The following is a 17,321-nucleotide window of genomic DNA, read 5'->3' on the forward strand; positions in this document are numbered from 1 at the left end:
CATTCCAAGAAGAACATGCGTCAGGGCCAGAGGCGGGTGCTTCTGGCCCTGACGAGTAAGGAGCCACTATGCGAAAGACTGTCGTCGCCATTTTGAAAAAGCTGCTGCATACAGTTATCTTGCTTTTGGTGCTCTCCTTTGTGGTGTTCTCCTTCATCCGTCTGATTCCCGGCGACCCGGTCAAAATCTCTATGGGTCCCATGACGCCGGAGGAGACCATCGCGCAGAAGCGCAGCGAACTGTATTTTGACCGCGCCCTGCCGATACAGTGGGCCCACTGGCTCAAGGGGGTAATCACCGAGGGGGACTTCGGCGAGTCTCTTTTCACCCACCGCAATGTCGCCGAGGACATCAAGCAATACCTGCCCAAGAGTCTGGAGCTGGTATTCTACTGTGCGATCCTCATTCTCATTGTGGGCGTGGCGGTAGGCACGATATCCGCCATATTCAAAAACTCGTGGTTGGATAACCTGATCCGGTTTATCTCTTACTTGGGTGTGTGTACCCCGGCATACGCCATCGGCGTACTGCTGCTGCTGGTATTCAGCTATACGCTCGGCATCTTCCCCATCGGCGGTATGCCCACGATTCCGGACAACTATGTGAGAACCGGCATGATGGGCCTGGACTGCCTGCTGGTAGGAGACTTCGCCCTCTACGGCCAAGTGCTCAAGTGCATGGTACTGCCCTGCCTGAGTCTCTCTTTGGGCAGCATCGCCTATATGGCTCGTATCCATCGCGGAGCCATGGTGGAAAACATTAATGCTGATTACATTGCCTTCGCGCAGGTGGCCGGCGTCAGCCGGGGCAAGTTGGTAATGAAGCATTTGATGAAGCCTTCCTTTATCCCCACGCTGACGATTTACGGCCTGCAGGTGGCCTCTTTGATCGGCAACGCATTCATCATTGAGGTGATCTTCCGCTATCCGGGATTTTCGCAGTATAGCCTAAACGTGATCCAGAACAAGGACCCTTACGGCATCGTGGCAGTTACCTTCGTGTTTGGTATCATCTTCGCTGTCGTAAACGCCCTGGTGGATATCGGCGTGGCTTTCCTGGACCCGAGAATCCGCATCAATACATCGGAGTGATTGCGTATGATGACAAAAGAATTGAAAGCCAACGCAGCCGTCGAGCAGGGTCAAAATCCCAGAATTGAATCGCTGAAGAAGAGTTGGTATAAATTTTCGCGTAACCCTCTGTCCATGCTGGGCCTGGTGGTGGTGCTGGCGGTCGTCTTCGTGGCGGTCTTCGCGCCCTACATTGTCCCCTATCCGGAGGACGCCGGCCTGACCACCAAGATCGCCGAGTCCTTCCAGGGGCCCAGCGCCATTCACCTGGCAGGCACCGACGAGTACGGGAGAGATGTGTTCAGCCGCATGCTCATTGGCACCCGCTCCTCCCTGGTCATCGGGCTGCTGGTGTTGGCCATCTCGGTACCGCTGGGCGTCATTCTGGGCCTGGTCGCCGGCTACTACAAGGGCAAACTGATCTCGCGGCTGATCATGTGGGTGACCGAACTGTTTATGGCCATTCCTCCCCTGATCCTGGCTATGGTGGTTTGCACCATGTTCACCAACGGCTACCTCTTTGCAGCCATCGGCATTGCCGTCGCCTGGTGGCCCTGGTATACTCGTATGACCTACAACATGGTCACCTCCCTCTCCAATGAGCTGTATATCGTCTATACGGAGCTGTCCGGCGTTAAAGTCCTGAAAATTCTCCTGAGTGAGATGCTCCCCAACATCACCTCGTCCATTGTCACCAAGATGAGTCTGGATATGGGCAGCATCATTCTGACCGCCTCCAGCATGAGCTTTGTCGGGCTGGGCGTGCAGCCGCCGGAGCCCTCCTTGGGCGCCATGGTGTCCGACGGCATCCAGTATCTGCCCGAATTCTGGTGGCTGACCGTTATGCCTGCCATCGTGGTCGTACTGATCGTGCTGGGCTTCAACCTGCTGGGCGACGGTTTGAACGATGTTCTGTCCGTGGAGGAGAAGTGACATGGAGAAGAAGAATCTTGCATTGAATATCGAAAACCTCTCCGTGAAGTATAAAATTTACGAAGGGATCCTGGAGGTGATCCCAGGCCTGAGCATGCATGTGGAGCAGGCCGAGCGGGTGGGCCTCATCGGCGAGACCGGCTGCGGCAAGACCACGGTACTCAAATCCGCCGCCGCCGTGCTTCAAAGCCCTCCGGCCATTGTCCACAAAGACGCCATCGAGGTATGCGGCGTCTCGGTGGACGGAAAAAAGGGGCTGCGCAGCGTACGCCGCAACGTGTCCATGATTTTTCAGGACCCCTCCAGCTCCCTCAATCCCACGTTAAAGATCTCTACCCAGATGACGGACATCCTCAAAAGCCAGTTCCCCGGCAAGCGCAAAGCAGAGTATGGCCAGATGATGCTGGACGCCCTGGACTCGGTGTCCATGCCGGCCCCCGAACGGGTGCTGGGCAGCTATCCGGTGCAGCTCTCCGGCGGTATGCGCCAGCGTGTGTGCATCGCCATGGCGCTGATGAAGGATACCAACCTGATGCTGGCCGACGAGCCCACCACCGCTCTGGATGTGACCATCGAGGAACAGATCCTCGACCTGCTGGACAAACTGGTCCGGGAGAAGAAGAAGTCCCTCATCCTGGTCAGCCACGCCCTGGGCGCCATTCGGAAGATCACCGACCGGGTGTACGTCATGTACGCAGGCAATGTGGTCGAGGTGGGCAAGACCAAAGAAGTCTTCGAACACCCCCACCACCCGTATACCATCGGCCTGATGGCCGCCACGCCCAAACTCACCGGCAGCGGCATTGCCGACGGTATCGCCGGCGATATTCCAAGCTATATCAATCCCCCCAAGGGCTGCCGTTTTGCCTCACGCTGTCCCCGATGCACTCAGGAGTGCCTGGAAGCGCCCCCTATTCTGGCGGACATGGAGGACGGGCGTCAGGTAGCCTGTCATCATGCGGGAGAGGAGGCGGCGGTATGAGCGAAAACGTCATTCAGATCAAGAATCTGACCAAGCAATTTAAGACCAAGTTCGGTACCCTCACCGCCGTGGATGACGTCAGCTTTGACATCCGCCGGGGCGAGAATTTCGGTCTGGTGGGCGAGTCGGGCTCCGGCAAGTCTACCATCGGCTCCATGATCGTGGGCACCTACGGCCCCACCTCCGGCTCCATCACCTTCCGGGACGAGATTGATATCAGCCGCTCCAGCCAGTCCCGGGAACCCTCGCTCAAGCAGCAGATCCAGTTGGTGTTTCAGGATCCCGGCGGTTCTCTTAATCCCCGCAAAACCATCCGTCAGATCCTCTCCGTACCGGTACAGCTGTATGCGGACAAGCGTCTGACCACCGCGGAGGTTGAGGCACGCATCAAGGGCATACTGGAGCAGGTGGGTCTTCCGGTCCACTACCTGGACAAGTATCCCCGGGCCATCGGCGGCGGCGAAAAGCAGCTGGTGTGCGTGGCCCGCGCCCTGGCGGCCAACCCCCAGTTCATCGTGCTGGACGAGCCCACCTCCGCTCTGGACGTATCCATTCAGGCCAAGATCACCAATAAGCTCATTGAGCTGCAGAAAAAGAACGATCTGTCCTATCTGTTCATTACCCACAACCTGTGTCTCGTGCGCAACATGTGCGACCGGTTGGCGGTAATGTATCTGGGCAGCATCTGCGAGTATGCCGACACGGCGGAGTTTTTCGAAAATCCCCGCCACCCTTACACCCAGATGTTGCTGGCCTCCATCCCGGTGCTCAGCGACGAGGAGGAGCGCCTTAAGCCCCAGAAGATCAAGTCGATCGGCGAGATCCCAAGCCCTCTGAACAAGCCCAAGGGCTGTCCCTTCCACCCCCGGTGTCCCTTTAAGAAGGATATCTGTTCCCAGGATACCCCGCAGATGCGTGAAGTCTCCCCCGGCCACTTTGCCTGCTGTCACTGCATCTGAGAAATGGCGGGATCGGGCGTGCTGTGGGCGGGATGCCGGGCCCGAAAAGACTGATCACGCGGAAGAAGCAAGGGAACCCAAGCGGCGTCTTCCCTGGCGCCCAGGTGCAGGCGCACCAGGGGGTCTTGTTTTCGCACAGCCCCCCGGAAGTATGGGGCCGAACTTTATTTCCGCCGCTCTTGGGCGGCAAAAATAAAGCCGAGTGCGTTTCCCATACGAAAACGTTCTTCTTTTTTGCACGTGTGTTCGGTCTTTTGACGGACAAAGGAAGGAGCATTGCTGAGGCAATGCTCCTTCCTTTGTTTCAGGCCGGGCGGGCGTTTGGTCCATGGGTATGGGCCCGGCGGCGGAATCCGGAGTACCGGCAGGCCCGGCCCATGCCTGCCGACAAGGCTCCTCCGGAGCTCATCCGCCCCGGCGCCGATGGTAGGCCAAAAGCTCCGGCATGCTCTCGCGGGCCGCGGCCAGCAGCGCCCGCAGCACCTCCAACAGCATCCGGCGGGTCTCGTCGTCCACGCTGCGCAGTTTGGAGAGAATGGCCGCAGCGTTTTTCAGCCATCCCTCGGACAATTCCTCCGTGGTATCCGCTCCGGCGGAGCCCAGGATATCGAACAGGGCGTCCACAAACGCCTCCCGCCGCTCCCGGTCCATGGAGGCCACCCAGTTTTTCAGCGTCAGGCTCAAAAACCGGCTGGAACTGGTCACCGTCTCCAGGCGCACGAAGTCCGGCCCCTCCACCTGCCAGGAAAAGGGGTCGTGCTGCAAAAGCCCCACCTGCCGGCTGCGCACCACCGTATAGCGTTCCTCATGGTCCAGCAGCATGCCTACGATGGAGGTCTGCGGGACGAAGGTCCGAATGCGCTCCCGCACCGCCGCATAGCCGGTCTCGTCCAATGCCCCGGCGCAAAATCCGGGTCCATCGTTGTTGTACACTGCCTCCAGCCGGGCCTGCACCGGCTGCGGTGTGTGCGCCGCGGCATACACCGCCAGGTTTCCGCCCTTGGAGTGTCCGCCCACCCGCAGGCGGCCTCTGCGGCGCCGCGCCGCATCCCGCAGATACTCCGCGGCGGAGCGCTGGGCGGGCACCGGGGTCTGGTAGCTCATGTTGAAATCCTCTTTCCAGCCGATCAGCGTACTGTCCGTCCCCCGGTAGGATACGAAATACGCGCCATCCCCCGTATCCACGGTCACGGCGGAAAATTGCTCCTCCGCCGCCGTGTCGACATAGTTTACCGAATCAAAGAGCCGCATGGTACCAAACCGGGCCGTCCCCGCCAACTGTTCCAACAGGCGCAGGGCATCTTCCCAAAATTCCATGCCGCCGCCCCGGCGCTCCTTGGGCCACTGCCCGCCCGCGCGGACAAAGGCCTCCGCCGCCTGACGGATCGTGGCGCCCCCAGGACCCACCAATCCGTCCAGCGCGGCATAGGACAGGCTGCACAGGATCAGGCTGTCCACATCGTTGAAGGGGGACTGCTCCAAGGTCAAATCTCCCCGCCAGATCAGATAATCAAATAGATCGGGCATAAGCGCTCCCCCTCTTTTGTTCTTATGACCAGTGTACTCCAAAGCGCCCCGGCGTGCAACTGATATCAAATCGAGCGGGCTGCAATTCGCAGCCCGCTCGATTTCTGTCATAAGGGTTTCTATTTCAGAGTTAACAACTCTGTATACTCACGCATATCGGGTAAGGTTTCCAATTTGCTGGCTAATTCCACAATCTTTTCACCAACAGAACGGCGCATTTTCCCATATGCATTGAATTGAGCCCAGAATTTTTCTTCAATAAACTCTTTTGTTGGATAGTCATGCATAGAACCGCCATAATCTTCTATATCCTCAAATGACTGCCCATCTGCCAACTCTACAATTACCTTCATCATACTCTTGCCGGGCTCGCACTCAAATACCTCCATCGTAGAACTCTCCGCCAGCGAAATTAGATAGGGATCATTTAGTATGGCAGGTGTCTGCACCAAATCCACTCGTACCGCTCCATGGAGCAATGCGCAACAAGCTGCAAATTGATAGGAGAACAGTGCGTTGGTGTGATTTCTCAAATGGAAGGGATTTGCATAATAGTTAAACCGCATATTGCTTGAACGGAATACCCTTACACGGCAGATCTTATCAGGATCCAAACGTCCCCTCGCTTCAATAATTTTTTTGCGGACAGCTGCGCCGCATTTTGCCGCCGCCGTGGTCGGTATACCGCCTGGTCCCCGCTTAAAGCTCTCTTCTGTATACCAAACCTGTCCTAATCCCTCAAACGCTTTTTCATAGAGTTCCGGCAGAGGTTTCCCATCTTTGACCTGCCTCGTTACCAATCCCCAATGCCCAAAGTAAGGATCCGCCCAGCCGTCCCAGCCGCCTTTCGCCAACTCGCAGGCCATAATGCCCATCTGCGCACTAGCACCATTGTGATATTTAAACTCTTGGGAATAGTCATAATAAGAGTTTGCAGGGTCTGTTGCGTTGCAGGCAGCATAGGTCAACGCAACTTTTGTTTTATCAGCATCCAATTTATAGTATCTGGATGCAAGGGCTGCCGCGGCACTGGAAACCATTAGCATATCAGTAGGCCAGCGCATAGGTAGGGTATACAGAATACGGGCTGTCAGGTCTTCTGCTGCCACATTATTGGCAATGAACTCCGCACCGTTAGTCTGATACACATCCGCCAGCGTCAGGCCCATAGGAATCAGGGTCTCTCCACAGTGGGACGCAATACGATCCCCATGTACATGAAAAAACATATTCCCAAAGTCATTCGCACGCGCGGTAATACTGTTTAACATAACTGCGCTGGGCATTGGAAGCCGTCCCCTGCGTGCAAACAAAGGGGCTTCCTCAATACCACCCCACCGACATAACACCTCAGCTAAGAACTGATCCTCCGGTACGATGGCACCACCCAAAATACAGCCCGTCATATCCAGCAGACGGTCTTTAAAAATGCGGACATTGTCTTCACTCAGCTGGTCATATGTGGTCTCAACCACATTCTTGCACAGCAGGTCAATTCCGATAGGGGGCGCATAGGGGCTATCTAATTTATTCATACAGGCAACGTCCACTCCAACGGGAGGCGCGTATTCAATCATATTCACGACCACCTTTCCTAATATGGTTTTCATACAGATGTCCCATCAGGATATGCGTTACAGAATATAACCTCCGATAATGCAGATGACACTTGCTACAACAATATAGATAAGGTTTGTTGCCACTCCCTTTGTCCACAGGAATTTCTTAGTCATCTCCTCACGTCCCAACAACAGGGGCGCATAGGCAATTGCACCATAGGTCAAAAACGCACACATACCCGAAATGATAATAGCGGTTCCAAGCGGTGTGGCATCAGAGATTTTTCCTGCCAGCACCATTTCTGCGGCAAAAGGCACGGCAACCGCGTTCATAGTAAAGCTGACAGGCATACCGTTGGTTATATTCGTAAAAACAGTGGCAATGATGACGCAGATAATAATTAGAAGAGGCCAACTAGTACCACTGACCAAGGGACCCAATATTTCGGAAATCCATGTCTTAATTCCCAATTCATCCGAACTAATCGCGCTACCTGCCATAGTAAAACAGCCTGTCATAGCCACAATTCCCCACATGGTCTTATTTTTCAGCATCGTAGCGCCATCCACCAAAGGTTTGCCCTCAAAACGAATCATGGTCAGCAATGCCACTATGGCAATCCAGATCCAAGTAGTTCCAATTGTATTATATACCTCTTTTGCGATCCCCCCCAGAAATGCACCGACGAACAGCCAGACAATACCTGCTATCATTGCTACTAACAAAATCTTCTGCCGACTATTCATTTTTTGCTCTTCCGCCTTAAAGCCCAGCTTATCGGCATCAAAACTTTCCAGGGGTGACAGGTCAATGCGCCATATAAACTTGATGAACAACGCATACAAGGCCACAAATAAAATGACGGACAGCGTAGCAGTGATAAAATAAGCCCCTTGATTAAAGGTCAGGCCATAGTTCTCCAGCACAGCGGAGGTAATAGCAATGGAAGACATCTGAACTCCCTTGAATGGGAAAATATAGGCCCCCATACAAGAGATATAGATTCCCAACAGCAACGCCCGTTTTAAATCACTATCCTTTTTGATGCCGCAGGATTCAGCAATACCATCCAGGATTGGATACCAAAGCAGCAGCATGGCCGTAGGACTGCCAGCCAGTGCCGAACAGAGCAGTACCATTCCGAAGAGCGCAAAAATGAACAATAAAGGACGGCCTTTCAGCGCCTTGATTTGCATCATCTTACGTGCAAGAACATTGATGGCACCTGAATCAGACAACGCGCCCGCCAGTGCAGATACCCATATAATCTGCTGGATTGTGGTATTTCCAAACCAGGTCGCCAATGCGCCGTTTGCTGTGGTATACCCGCACATGACCATTGCAAAAATGCCGATGACAGGCGGCCAAAATGTCTGATCAGTTGTTACTGTCATGAGTAAGGCACCAAGAAAGATGCCTAACATACTTACCCCAACCGACGTGAGCGGTCCCCATGCTGGAACAATCTTCCCAAAACCAAACATCAGTAGCAGCGAGATGATACACAGAACAGGATATTTTATGGATCTCTTTTGTGCTAATGCTGACATATTTTTCCCCCGCTTTACTTTTTTGTATCGTTTTCTCTTATCCGTATTCAAGCATTTTACAGGCGGCTTGACATCCTGCACTAATGCTCACATTGCCCGCAGTGGTTACATGGTTTTCCCCTTCGGCAGGGTTGGAGGTCTAAGAGTTTTTGATAAAATTCCACTGGCAGAGGTATGGAAGTCGGCTCTTTCTCCCTCTTTCGTTTTTCTTCCTTATTCTTGGTTACCATTGCCGGTACTGGTTCAGATCCTCCCCCTTCCCTTCCGCGGCGGCGCGGGCCTGCTTGGCCAGGTCGGTATACAGTCCGTACTCATGCGCCTCGCAGCAGGCCGTATAGGAGGGGTCGGTCTTGGCGTTGCGGGGCAGGGGCACATCCTGGCCGCAGAGGATATCCTGCACTTTGCGGATATCCACCTCCCGCACGGTGGTGCCGTCGGCCACAGCCACGGCCGCCGCCACACCGGCCGCCTGCCCGGTCCCCACGCACTGCGGGATCAGGTTCAGCCAGTCGATGGCCACGTCGTCGGCGGACAGATGCCGTCCGGGGCAAAGCAGCCCTTCCACCTTCTGGGGGAGAATGCAGCGGTAGGGGATCTCCACCGGACCGCAATCGTTGATCTGGCAGATCGTGGAATGCCACGCGATCACGTCGTCATGCTTTGTGGCAAAGGCGAAATCGTTGGCCGTCATGACGTATTCGCCTTTCAGGCGGCGGGAACAGCGCGTGCCCAACTGGGGAGCGATATCGTAGAGGAAGGCGTCCCGGAAGGCCATGGGCACCGCCTCTTTCAGATAGGCCAGCACCTGACGCATGGTGGCGCGGGTATCCATCTCCGTCTTGGTCTGGTCGGCGATCCTGGTACAATCCATTGCCGGATGCCAGTTATTGACCCAGCACATGTCGTTCTGATTGGTGGGCAGCGGCAGACACCGAAAGCCCGCCACGGCGCTCAGCCGCTCCCGCAGCGCCGCCGCCGCCTGCGGACGGGTACGCTTCCACTGTTCAAACTGATCCCAGTTGATCCCGCCGATCCGCCAGACCAGCGCCGTGGTGCTGGAGCGGGTGCCGCCGTCGGCCAGGCTGCTGTAGGGCGTACCGGTCTGCGCGAAGATGTCGCCGTCTCCGGTGGCGTCGATGACGACCTTGGCCAGGACCGCCTTGCGCCCCTCCTTGCTCTCGAAGATCACGCCGCGGACCGTGTCTCCTTCCAGGATGGGCCTGGCCCCCCAGCAATGGTACAGCACCCGGATGGCCTGCTCATGCTCCCGGAGCATCTTGTCCATCTCGATCTTGAGTTGATTGGGCTCGAAATAGACCGCCCGGACCAGACGTTTGGGCTCGCTGCGGCTGACGCAGTCGTGGATGGCGCTCCAGGCGTCTACCAGGACGGGATCCTGGCTGCCGATGTCCGCCAGGCCGGGCGCCCGTACCGCCTGGGGAATGCTTCCCAAGCGGGTAAACCACTCCTCCTGGAGCCCCCGGACAAAGGATTTTTCATACCAGGACAAATCGGGCACCATAATCACGTAGCCCCCGGTCACATCCCCGCCCGAGTAGCCGTATCGTTCCATCAGCACGATATTTTTACACCCCGCCCGGGCAGCGGCCACGGCGGCGCTGTGCCCCGCCGCGCCGCTGCCAACCACCAGGACATCGCAGCGCTCGTAGACCTCCAGGCGGCCGCCTGGTTCGAGATAGGTCTCCTTCATGCCATCACTCCTCCATTTTTATATTATCCATAGTAAAATAATAAATTGTTTTACTATAAATGATTATACTATTTTCTCCGACGCGTGCAAGCAAAATCTGTTCTCCCCCATGCTTTTCTCTTTTTCCCACAAATCATTCCCCTGCTTTTTTATAAAATGCACAAAACAAGACCGCCGGAAAGCAATCCTGCTTTCCGGCGGTCTTGGAAACGGGAGCGGGCGAAGGATGCTATACATGCCCCGCCTCATATTCCTTAAGGATCTGATTCAGCTCCAATTCCTTCGCTTCGTGCATTTTTCGCATCAGGCGGTAGTAATCCTCCAGCTCCTGCTTCGTAAAATGCCGGTAGATACGCTGCGTATAGTCGTTTTCGATCTGGAATAACGTCCGCGCCAGCGACAGTCCTTTGGGAAGAAGCCGGACGATAATACGCCGGCGGTCGTTCGGGTGGGCGCTGCGCTCCACAAGCGACTGCTTCTCCAGGGAATCCACGATGTTGGTCATGCTCTGCCGCAGGATCATCAGGTCATCCGCGATCTGAGAGGGCGCCGCCCCATCCGGGTGCTGCATCAAATAGACCAGCGTGCGAAATACCGGGAACGACACGCCGTAGGGAGCCATCAACAGTTCATGCCGCTTTTCGCTGGCCACGGTGTGAAGGTACTGCTCCTCCCGGAAATCCGCCGGCAGCTTGAGCGCATCCTCCGTGTGGTCTTGCTTCTGTTTTTCCTGCTCCATGGGAAACACCGCCATTCGCCCTTGTTATAAACAAGTATATACCCGAATCATCCAAATTGCAATTATCAAGTTCGCGGCAGCCGCGCGCTCTTTCTGACCGGCTGCGCGTTCGGATAAAGCGCCCCCGGTCGATCCGATGATCCATCCAATCAACCGGGGGCGCTTATCGCTCTGCGCAGAAGGTCTGTTGTATTCCAACGGGATCCTCATTCCCGCTTTTGGAGTGTTTTCCGCCCCCGCCTTCCTCCCCCTATCCGCCTGCGGCGCAACGGCTCGGCGCGTTTCATTTCTCCTTTCGCTGAAGCTGGAGGCGGTCGGCGATCATGGCGATGAATTCCGAATTGGTGGGCTTTCCTTTTGCGTTTGAGACGGTATAGCCGAAATATTTTTGCAGCGTCTCCAGGTCGCCCCGGTCCCAGGCCACTTCGATGGCATGCCGGATCGCCCGCTCGACCCGGCTGGCCGTAGTGCCGAAGCGCTTGGCCACCTCGGGGTAGAGTATCTTGGTAACGGCGTTGATGACTTCCATGTCTGCCACCGCGATCAGGATGGCTTCCCTTAGGTACTGATATCCCTTGATATGCGCGGGTACGCCGATCTCATGGATGATAGCGGTGACGGTGCTTTCCAGGCTCACTTCACGCGATCCGTTTCGGGCGCTCTCGCCCTCTCCGTCCCCCTGAAAGGACCCGGCGGCCATCTGGCGGATGCGCTCGATGACGGTGGAGAGCTTGCAGGGCTTCATCATATAGTAATCCGCCCCGCAGCTTGCCGCCAGTTCAGCCATGTTGCCCCGGGCAAAGCTGGAGAGCACCAGCACCCGCGGCCTGGGCGACTGTCCCGCCAGCGCCTGCAGTACTTCCAGGCCGTCCATACGAGAGAGCACCAGGTCCATTACCATCACGTCGGGCTGCTGTTCCCGCGCCAGACGGACGGCCTCCTGCCCGTCCCCCGTCTCGCCGATCAATACAATATCGTCCTCCTCTGCCAGCGCTCCTGCAAAAAGATGACGGAACTCCTCGCTGGCATCGGCCAGTAATACGCTCTTTCGATTTTCCATATTGACTTCCTTTCCACTGGTTTCTCTCCAATTCCGTTTTCTGCCTGGCCACGGCGGTTTACCGGTCGCCTATAATTTACCATATTCAGACAGCAAACGCAAGTATTATTATGGAATTTTTTGGATATTCCGCGCGACTTCATTCGACACAAACGCCGCTTCTTTTTGCCGTGTTTCCACGATCCGACTCCTTTCGCCCCGCTTGGATTCAAAAGAAGCAGGAAGCCGCGCCGGCGGCCCCCTGCTTTGCGGTTTATGCCATTTCCAGCATCCGTTCCATCAGGATGCCGTAGCCACGGGTAGGATCATTGACCAGCACATGGGTCACCGCTCCCACCACTTTCCCATCCTGAAGCACCGGAGAACCGGACATTCCCTGTACGATTCCGCCAGTGGCCGCCAGCAGTACGGGATCGGTGACTTTGATCATCAGGTCGCGGGTATCTTCGCTCCCCGCCGGATATACCCGCATGATCTCCACCCCATACTCCTCCACCGTGTCTCCCGCAATATTGGTGAGGATGCTCGCCTTACCGGTGTGGACCTGCTGACGGGACGCCACTTCCATGGCCGTGTGTCCGGCGGTCAGGCTTTTGTCGGTCAGGGTTCCGAACACGCCGCCCGCCGTGTTGGCACTCAGCGTCCCCAGGTCCCGATCCACCTGAAACGCGCCGTGGAGTTCGCCCGGGGCGCCGCTCTCCCCCTTTTTCACATCGGTAACCTCAGAATACATGATGTTCCCCGATTGCAGCGGCATCAGCAGCGCGGTATCCACGTCGTTGATCCCGTGCCCCAGGGCGCCGAACACGCCGGTGCCGGGGTCATAATACGTCATGGTGCCGATCCCCGCCATGGAGTCCCGGATCCAGGCTCCAAGCTTATACTGTCCGTCCGCACTGCACTGCACCGCCTGGGCGGTCACCTGGAGCTGTTTTCCGTCCCGGCTGGCCCGGATACTCATTTTTTCACCGCCGACCTGCTGCAGAACGCTTTGGACCTCTTCGATGGTGTCCACCTCCGCGCTGTTGATATGCGTGATGATGTCCCCCTCCCGCAGACCGCATTCACGGGCGGGGGCGCTGCTGCCTCCGGCAGCCGCCACCTCGGAAAAGCCCACCACCATCACGCCGTCGGAAAACAGCTTGATCCCCACCGTGCGCCCCATGGGGATCACCCTGCGCCCTTCCGTGTCGTGCTGTGCCGCCTGGGCCGTGGATGCCAGCACGAATGACGCCATCACCGCGATCACCAGCAGCATCCGCACCGCCACAGCCCAGAGCCGTGTCGTTTGTTCCTCCTTCATTCGATCACCCCTGCCATTTTCAGTCAAACCCGCGCATTTTTATCTGTGTTGGAGTCACGGACAAGTTCTCCGCATGCACTCTCGTCCTGCCGGCAATGCGGACGCAGATTTTGTCCGACGTGTTTAATATGACCCGCCTCCAGACAAAAACACGGCCGGTCCGCTGGGAATGAAACGCACCTTTGGCTTGGAAGCGTCTTCCAGAAGCGGCGGCGGCGGCACTCCCGCTTTTATGCTTCCGCTTTTTGGAAGGGCGCCGTCTTTTCCCTATTTTCCAAACCTGAAAAATTTGTTATAATAGCTTTAAAGACGCCTCGCCCGGCAGGATCGTCCAACGGAATGCCGGCCCCGCCCGCTGGCGGCCTTGCCTTGATCGGGGCTCCTTTTTCCGCAAACCAAAGCCGTTCTGCCGGTGGATACAGGGCATACGCGCAGCGGCCGCGCAAACATTGTTGGTATACGGGAGGGATCACCTATGGATCTGAGCCATTTGCAGGACACCGCGTTCGATCTGAACGCCGCCAGAGAGATCGCGGAGTCCTTTACCCAGGCCTGCGGTGCAAACTGCCAGCTGCTCGATCACGATGGTCAGGTGCTCTACCGCAGCCGCCTCTGCGGCGACAGCTGCGCCTTTTGCCGCAGGATCGCTCAACTCACCGGGCAGACCTCCCACTGCGAGAAGGTCCATCTCTACGGCGCCTATCAGGCGGAGCGCTTCGGCGGACGCTACATCTACTTCTGCCCCAGCGGCATGGCCTATTTCGCCGCTCCCATCATCATCGGCGGCCGGGCGGCGGGCAGCTTGGTGGGCGGGCCGGTGCTCATTATGGACATCGACGATTATCTGGCCGGCAGTCCTCCCGGCATGCGGGACGTACCTGCGGAGCTGCTGGAGGAATTCCGCCCCGTCCTGGAGTCCTTTCCCCGGATCGAACCCGCCCGCCTGTCCCACCTTTCCAACCTGTTGTTCGCCCTGTCGGTCTACATCAGCGACAGCAGCTGCACCCTGCTGCTCAACCGGGAACGGGACCAGCAGCAGCAGGTGCTGAGCGAACACATTCAGCAGCTCAAGCTGGACGGCGCCCCCACCGTCTACCCCATCGAAAAGGAGCGGGAGCTGGTCCACGCCATCCGCGAGGGGGATCAGACCGCCGCCCGGCGGCTGCTCAACGAGATCCTGGGGCACATCCTTTTTTCGACGGGCGGGGAGTTTACCGTGATGCGGGCCCGGGCTCTGGAGTTGATGGTGGTGCTCTCCCGGGCCGCCGCCGAGGGCGGCGTGGACATCGAGCAGGTCTTCGGTCTCAACTACCGCTACCTGGCGGAGATCAGCCACCTCCGCTCCACCGACGATCTGATCTTCTGGCTCACCCGCATCATGGAACGGTTTGCCGACCTGGTCTTCAATCTGGTGGATATCAAGCACAAGGATATCATTTACAAAGCCATCGACTTTATGAAAAAGCGGTATCAATCAAAAGTTACCCTGGAGGATACCGCGCTATACGTGGGCCTTTCTCCCTCCTATTTCAGCAAAGTCTTTAAAGAAGAGATGGGCTGCACCTTCAATCATTACCTCAATGAGCTGCGCATCAACAAGAGCAAATCTCTTTTGCTCTCCGGCAACGCCACGCTGGTTGAGATCTGCTCCCAGTCCGGATTTGAGGATCAAAGCTATTTTACCAAAGTCTTTAAAAAACGTACCGGGGTCACACCGGGGAAATTTCGGGAACGCCGGGGCCGTCTGGAGCCGGACAAGGAGCGCAGCGCAGACTGAACCGGCGGGGATTCGAAAGGAATGGGAACTACGATGAGCATTGTGTGCCAAATCTCGGAAGCCATGCAGAAGGGCCGGGCCAAGCTGGTCAAGGAATTGATTTCCGCCGCCCTGGAGGAAGGCGTCTCTCCCAAGGCTATTCTGGAGGACGGATTGCTCGCCGGCATGAACATCGTCGGCGCCAAATTTAAAAAGAACGAGGTTTTCGTACCTGAGGTGCTGATCGCCGCCCGGGCCATGAACGCGGGCACCGCGATGCTCAAGCCCTATCTGACCGCATCCGGGGCGGAGCCGCTGGGCAAGGCCTGTCTGGGCACGGTCAAGGGCGACCTGCACGATATCGGCAAGAACCTGGTGCGCATGATGCTGGAGGGCAAGGGGATCGAAGTCATCGACCTGGGCGTGGACGTCCCTCCCGACCAGTTTGTACAGGCGGCCATCGACAATGATTGCTCCATCATTGCCTGCTCCGCCCTGCTGACCACCACTATGCCCGTCATGGGCGAGGTGGTGGAGCGGGCCAAGGCCGCCGGGATCCGGGACAAGGTGAAAATCATGGTGGGCGGCGCGCCTGTCACCGACCAGTTTGCCCGGACCATCGGCGCCGACGCCTATACGCGGGACGCCGCCTCCGCCGCCGATGTGGCCGCCGGATTTTTGGCCTGACCGGGATCTTCTGGGAATGGTCCTAATACCCACTGCAGAAAAAGCGGCCGTGCGCAGGACGTTTCCTGCGCACGGCCGCTTCCGATTCCCGAAAATACAATGCAAGCCCGTTCAGCCGCCCAAGGTCAGGCCCTGCCCGCCTGAAAGTCCGTCCTTTTCCAGCATCCGCTCCAGGACCTCCACATCGGTGGTAATATCCATGGCATCGTTCTGGAAGAGTTTGTCAAGCTGCTTTTCAAACCCCTCCACCACCTTATCCATCATTCCCTCGATCCGCTTTTTGGCCGAGCGGATGTTCTCCCCCTCAATCCCCTGGGCCTCCATCTGCGCATAGGCGTTGAGGATCTTCAGCGTGGTGGGCAGGTAATACCCCAAAAAGCTCCGAAGCTGCCCCGCCTTGCCCGGGTTCTGCTTCTGGTAGGCGAATATTTTTCCGGTGATCTCGCCGATGCGGTCGATCTTGCGGCTCATCTCCTCATCCGCAATGGCGTCGTTGACCCTGCGGATCTCCCCCAGCACCGCGTCGTCGTCATTGATGTCGAGCGTATCCTTCTCCTCTGCAGCCTCCTCCGGCTGGGGGGCGGGCTCCTCCTCCCGCAGGCCCTCGTCGTTAAGGATCAGACGGCCGCTGCTCATGTCCAGATAGCCGGTAGACAGGATGCCGGTATCCAGCATCTCCTGCAGATCGTCACAGGCCTTGTGGACCGAAATGGGCATTGCCTGGGCCAGGGTGGTGATGGAGATACTCTCCCTCCGGCCGATGAGGGCCAGATACTTCCGGAACCGCTTTGCCTTTTTGGTGCGCTGGGTTCCGGCATAGAGCATGCCCAATCCGCCGCAGAAGAAACCGATTACCGGGGACAGATAGGCAAATGCGGCGATCCCGTCCTCCAGCAGCACCGGCGGCAGAGCGGAGATGAGCGCAATGCCGAAAATGGCGCTCACCACGGCCCCGCCGATGGTCAGTCCCTTGCCCCGATCCAGATTCACCGGCTTGCCCTGGCGGGCGGAGCCGTAATGAGCGCTTCTGCCCCCCGCGGGCGGCGTCTGCCGGCGTGTGCTGCCGGTACCCGGCATTCCCTGGGTGCCCGGCGCCGGCGCGCCGCTCTCCCGCTGGATGTCATAGGGATGACGCGGCTGGCGGCGGCCGCGGGACGCGCCGGTCAGTTTGCGGAACAGCATGATCAGTCCCACCGGCCACACGGGACTGACCAGCAGGATAATGGTGACGATCCAGGAGATCAGATCCCCCGCGTCGGTACCGTTTTTGTCGTCTCGATAGTCTGCCATGAATGCGGCCCCTCCTGTTTCCGCGGGCCACCGGCCCGCCGCTTGGAACAAATGTATTGTATCACATCAGTGTTAAAGTTTCGATGGATAAGTTCTTTAAAAAAGATAAAAGATGAATGATATCCGCAACGGAATCCGAACGCCCGGTTCTTCCGCCATAAAAGGGCGGCCGGCAAGACGGGCCCGGCGGACAC

General features: G+C 57.4%; 15 protein-coding genes. 6 read left to right on the plus strand and 9 right to left on the minus strand.

Annotated features, from left to right (window positions below; all coding sequences use genetic code 11):
• Nucleotides 1-68: 68 nt before the first annotated feature.
• From NE547_RS11215 to NE547_RS11230, 4 genes are read left to right on the plus strand one after another with little or no spacing between them, the layout of a single operon-like run.
• Nucleotides 69-1,091 (plus strand): ABC transporter permease, encoded by a 1,023-nt coding sequence (locus NE547_RS11215; RefSeq protein WP_256175971.1) that lies wholly within the window; start codon nt 69-71, stop codon nt 1,089-1,091.
• A gap of 6 nt (nt 1,092-1,097) precedes the next feature.
• The gene (locus NE547_RS11220; protein ID WP_256175972.1) at nt 1,098-2,003 is read left to right on the plus strand and encodes an ABC transporter permease; all 906 of its coding nucleotides are present in this window, start codon (nt 1,098-1,100) and stop codon (nt 2,001-2,003) included.
• A gap of 1 nt (nt 2,004) precedes the next feature.
• On the plus strand, nt 2,005-2,985 hold the full coding sequence (locus NE547_RS11225; protein WP_186908449.1) for an ABC transporter ATP-binding protein: 981 nt from the start codon (nt 2,005-2,007) through the stop codon (nt 2,983-2,985).
• On the plus strand, nt 2,982-3,944 hold the full coding sequence (locus NE547_RS11230) for an ABC transporter ATP-binding protein (protein WP_256175973.1): 963 nt from the start codon (nt 2,982-2,984) through the stop codon (nt 3,942-3,944). The genes NE547_RS11225 and NE547_RS11230 overlap by 4 nt, the downstream gene beginning before the upstream one ends.
• Nucleotides 3,945-4,349: 405 nt before the next feature.
• On the opposite strand, the gene NE547_RS11235 is transcribed toward NE547_RS11230, so the two are convergent.
• The 8 genes from NE547_RS11235 to spoIVB form a co-directional block, all read right to left on the minus strand.
• Nucleotides 4,350-5,471, minus strand: coding sequence for an Mbeg1-like protein (locus tag NE547_RS11235; RefSeq protein ID WP_186908451.1), 1,122 nt, complete (start codon nt 5,469-5,471; stop codon nt 4,350-4,352).
• 119 nt (nt 5,472-5,590) lie between these two features.
• Complete coding sequence (locus NE547_RS11240; protein WP_256175974.1) at nt 5,591-7,048, minus strand: MmgE/PrpD family protein; 1,458 nt, start codon at nt 7,046-7,048, stop codon at nt 5,591-5,593.
• 57 nt (nt 7,049-7,105) lie between these two features.
• The gene (locus NE547_RS11245; protein WP_256175975.1) at nt 7,106-8,581 is read right to left on the minus strand and encodes an SLC13 family permease; all 1,476 of its coding nucleotides are present in this window, start codon (nt 8,579-8,581) and stop codon (nt 7,106-7,108) included.
• Between the two features lie 223 nt (nt 8,582-8,804).
• Nucleotides 8,805-10,292, minus strand: coding sequence for an FAD-dependent oxidoreductase (locus tag NE547_RS11250; protein WP_256175976.1), 1,488 nt, complete (start codon nt 10,290-10,292; stop codon nt 8,805-8,807).
• 4 nt (nt 10,293-10,296) lie between these two features.
• Complete coding sequence (locus NE547_RS11255) at nt 10,297-10,422, minus strand: hypothetical protein (protein WP_256175977.1); 126 nt, start codon at nt 10,420-10,422, stop codon at nt 10,297-10,299.
• A gap of 99 nt (nt 10,423-10,521) precedes the next feature.
• Nucleotides 10,522-11,031 (minus strand): MarR family winged helix-turn-helix transcriptional regulator, encoded by a 510-nt coding sequence (locus NE547_RS11260; protein ID WP_256175978.1) that lies wholly within the window; start codon nt 11,029-11,031, stop codon nt 10,522-10,524.
• 283 nt (nt 11,032-11,314) lie between these two features.
• Entirely contained in the window at nt 11,315-12,091 is a 777-nt protein-coding gene (gene spo0A / locus NE547_RS11265; RefSeq protein ID WP_256175979.1) for a sporulation transcription factor Spo0A, read from the minus strand.
• A gap of 253 nt (nt 12,092-12,344) precedes the next feature.
• Nucleotides 12,345-13,394: a SpoIVB peptidase gene (gene spoIVB, locus NE547_RS11270; RefSeq protein WP_256175980.1), complete on the minus strand. Its 1,050-nt coding sequence runs from the start codon at nt 13,392-13,394 to the stop codon at nt 12,345-12,347.
• A gap of 475 nt (nt 13,395-13,869) precedes the next feature.
• Here spoIVB and NE547_RS11275 point away from each other — a divergent pair, with 475 nt between their 5' ends.
• Together NE547_RS11275 and NE547_RS11280 are read left to right on the plus strand one after the other, a co-directional pair.
• On the plus strand, nt 13,870-15,171 hold the full coding sequence (locus NE547_RS11275; RefSeq protein WP_186908458.1) for a PocR ligand-binding domain-containing protein: 1,302 nt from the start codon (nt 13,870-13,872) through the stop codon (nt 15,169-15,171).
• Between the two features lie 33 nt (nt 15,172-15,204).
• Nucleotides 15,205-15,837: a corrinoid protein gene (locus tag NE547_RS11280; RefSeq protein ID WP_186908459.1), complete on the plus strand. Its 633-nt coding sequence runs from the start codon at nt 15,205-15,207 to the stop codon at nt 15,835-15,837.
• A gap of 111 nt (nt 15,838-15,948) precedes the next feature.
• Here NE547_RS11280 and NE547_RS11285 read toward each other — a convergent pair whose 3' ends face one another.
• Nucleotides 15,949-17,127 carry a 5-bromo-4-chloroindolyl phosphate hydrolysis family protein gene (locus NE547_RS11285; protein ID WP_186908460.1) on the minus strand — a complete coding sequence of 393 codons (1,179 nt, stop codon included), beginning with the start codon at nt 17,125-17,127 and terminating at the stop codon, nt 15,949-15,951.
• Nucleotides 17,128-17,321 lie beyond the last annotated feature (194 nt).

It is taken from the genome of Flavonifractor sp. DFI.6.63, from assembly GCF_024462255.1.
GTDB lineage: Bacteria > Bacillota > Clostridia > Oscillospirales > Oscillospiraceae > Lawsonibacter_A > Lawsonibacter_A hominis.

Bases quoted from the DNA above. Each gene is read 5' to 3' on its own strand.
- NE547_RS11215 (WP_256175971.1), top strand. From the start codon at position 69: ATGCGAAAGACTGTCGTCGCCATTTTGAAAAAGCTGCTGCATACAGTT.
- NE547_RS11220 (WP_256175972.1), top strand. From the start codon at position 1,098: ATGATGACAAAAGAATTGAAAGCCAACGCAGCCGTCGAGCAGGGTCAA.
- NE547_RS11225 (WP_186908449.1), top strand. From the start codon at position 2,005: ATGGAGAAGAAGAATCTTGCATTGAATATCGAAAACCTCTCCGTGAAG.
- NE547_RS11230 (WP_256175973.1), top strand. From the start codon at position 2,982: ATGAGCGAAAACGTCATTCAGATCAAGAATCTGACCAAGCAATTTAAG.
- NE547_RS11235 (WP_186908451.1), bottom strand. From the start codon at position 5,471: ATGCCCGATCTATTTGATTATCTGATCTGGCGGGGAGATTTGACCTTG.
- NE547_RS11240 (WP_256175974.1), bottom strand. From the start codon at position 7,048: ATGATTGAATACGCGCCTCCCGTTGGAGTGGACGTTGCCTGTATGAAT.
- NE547_RS11245 (WP_256175975.1), bottom strand. From the start codon at position 8,581: ATGTCAGCATTAGCACAAAAGAGATCCATAAAATATCCTGTTCTGTGT.
- NE547_RS11250 (WP_256175976.1), bottom strand. From the start codon at position 10,292: ATGAAGGAGACCTATCTCGAACCAGGCGGCCGCCTGGAGGTCTACGAG.
- NE547_RS11260 (WP_256175978.1), bottom strand. From the start codon at position 11,031: ATGGAGCAGGAAAAACAGAAGCAAGACCACACGGAGGATGCGCTCAAG.
- spo0A (WP_256175979.1), bottom strand. From the start codon at position 12,091: ATGGAAAATCGAAAGAGCGTATTACTGGCCGATGCCAGCGAGGAGTTC.
- spoIVB (WP_256175980.1), bottom strand. From the start codon at position 13,394: ATGAAGGAGGAACAAACGACACGGCTCTGGGCTGTGGCGGTGCGGATG.
- NE547_RS11275 (WP_186908458.1), top strand. From the start codon at position 13,870: ATGGATCTGAGCCATTTGCAGGACACCGCGTTCGATCTGAACGCCGCC.
- NE547_RS11280 (WP_186908459.1), top strand. From the start codon at position 15,205: ATGAGCATTGTGTGCCAAATCTCGGAAGCCATGCAGAAGGGCCGGGCC.
- NE547_RS11285 (WP_186908460.1), bottom strand. From the start codon at position 17,127: ATGGCAGACTATCGAGACGACAAAAACGGTACCGACGCGGGGGATCTG.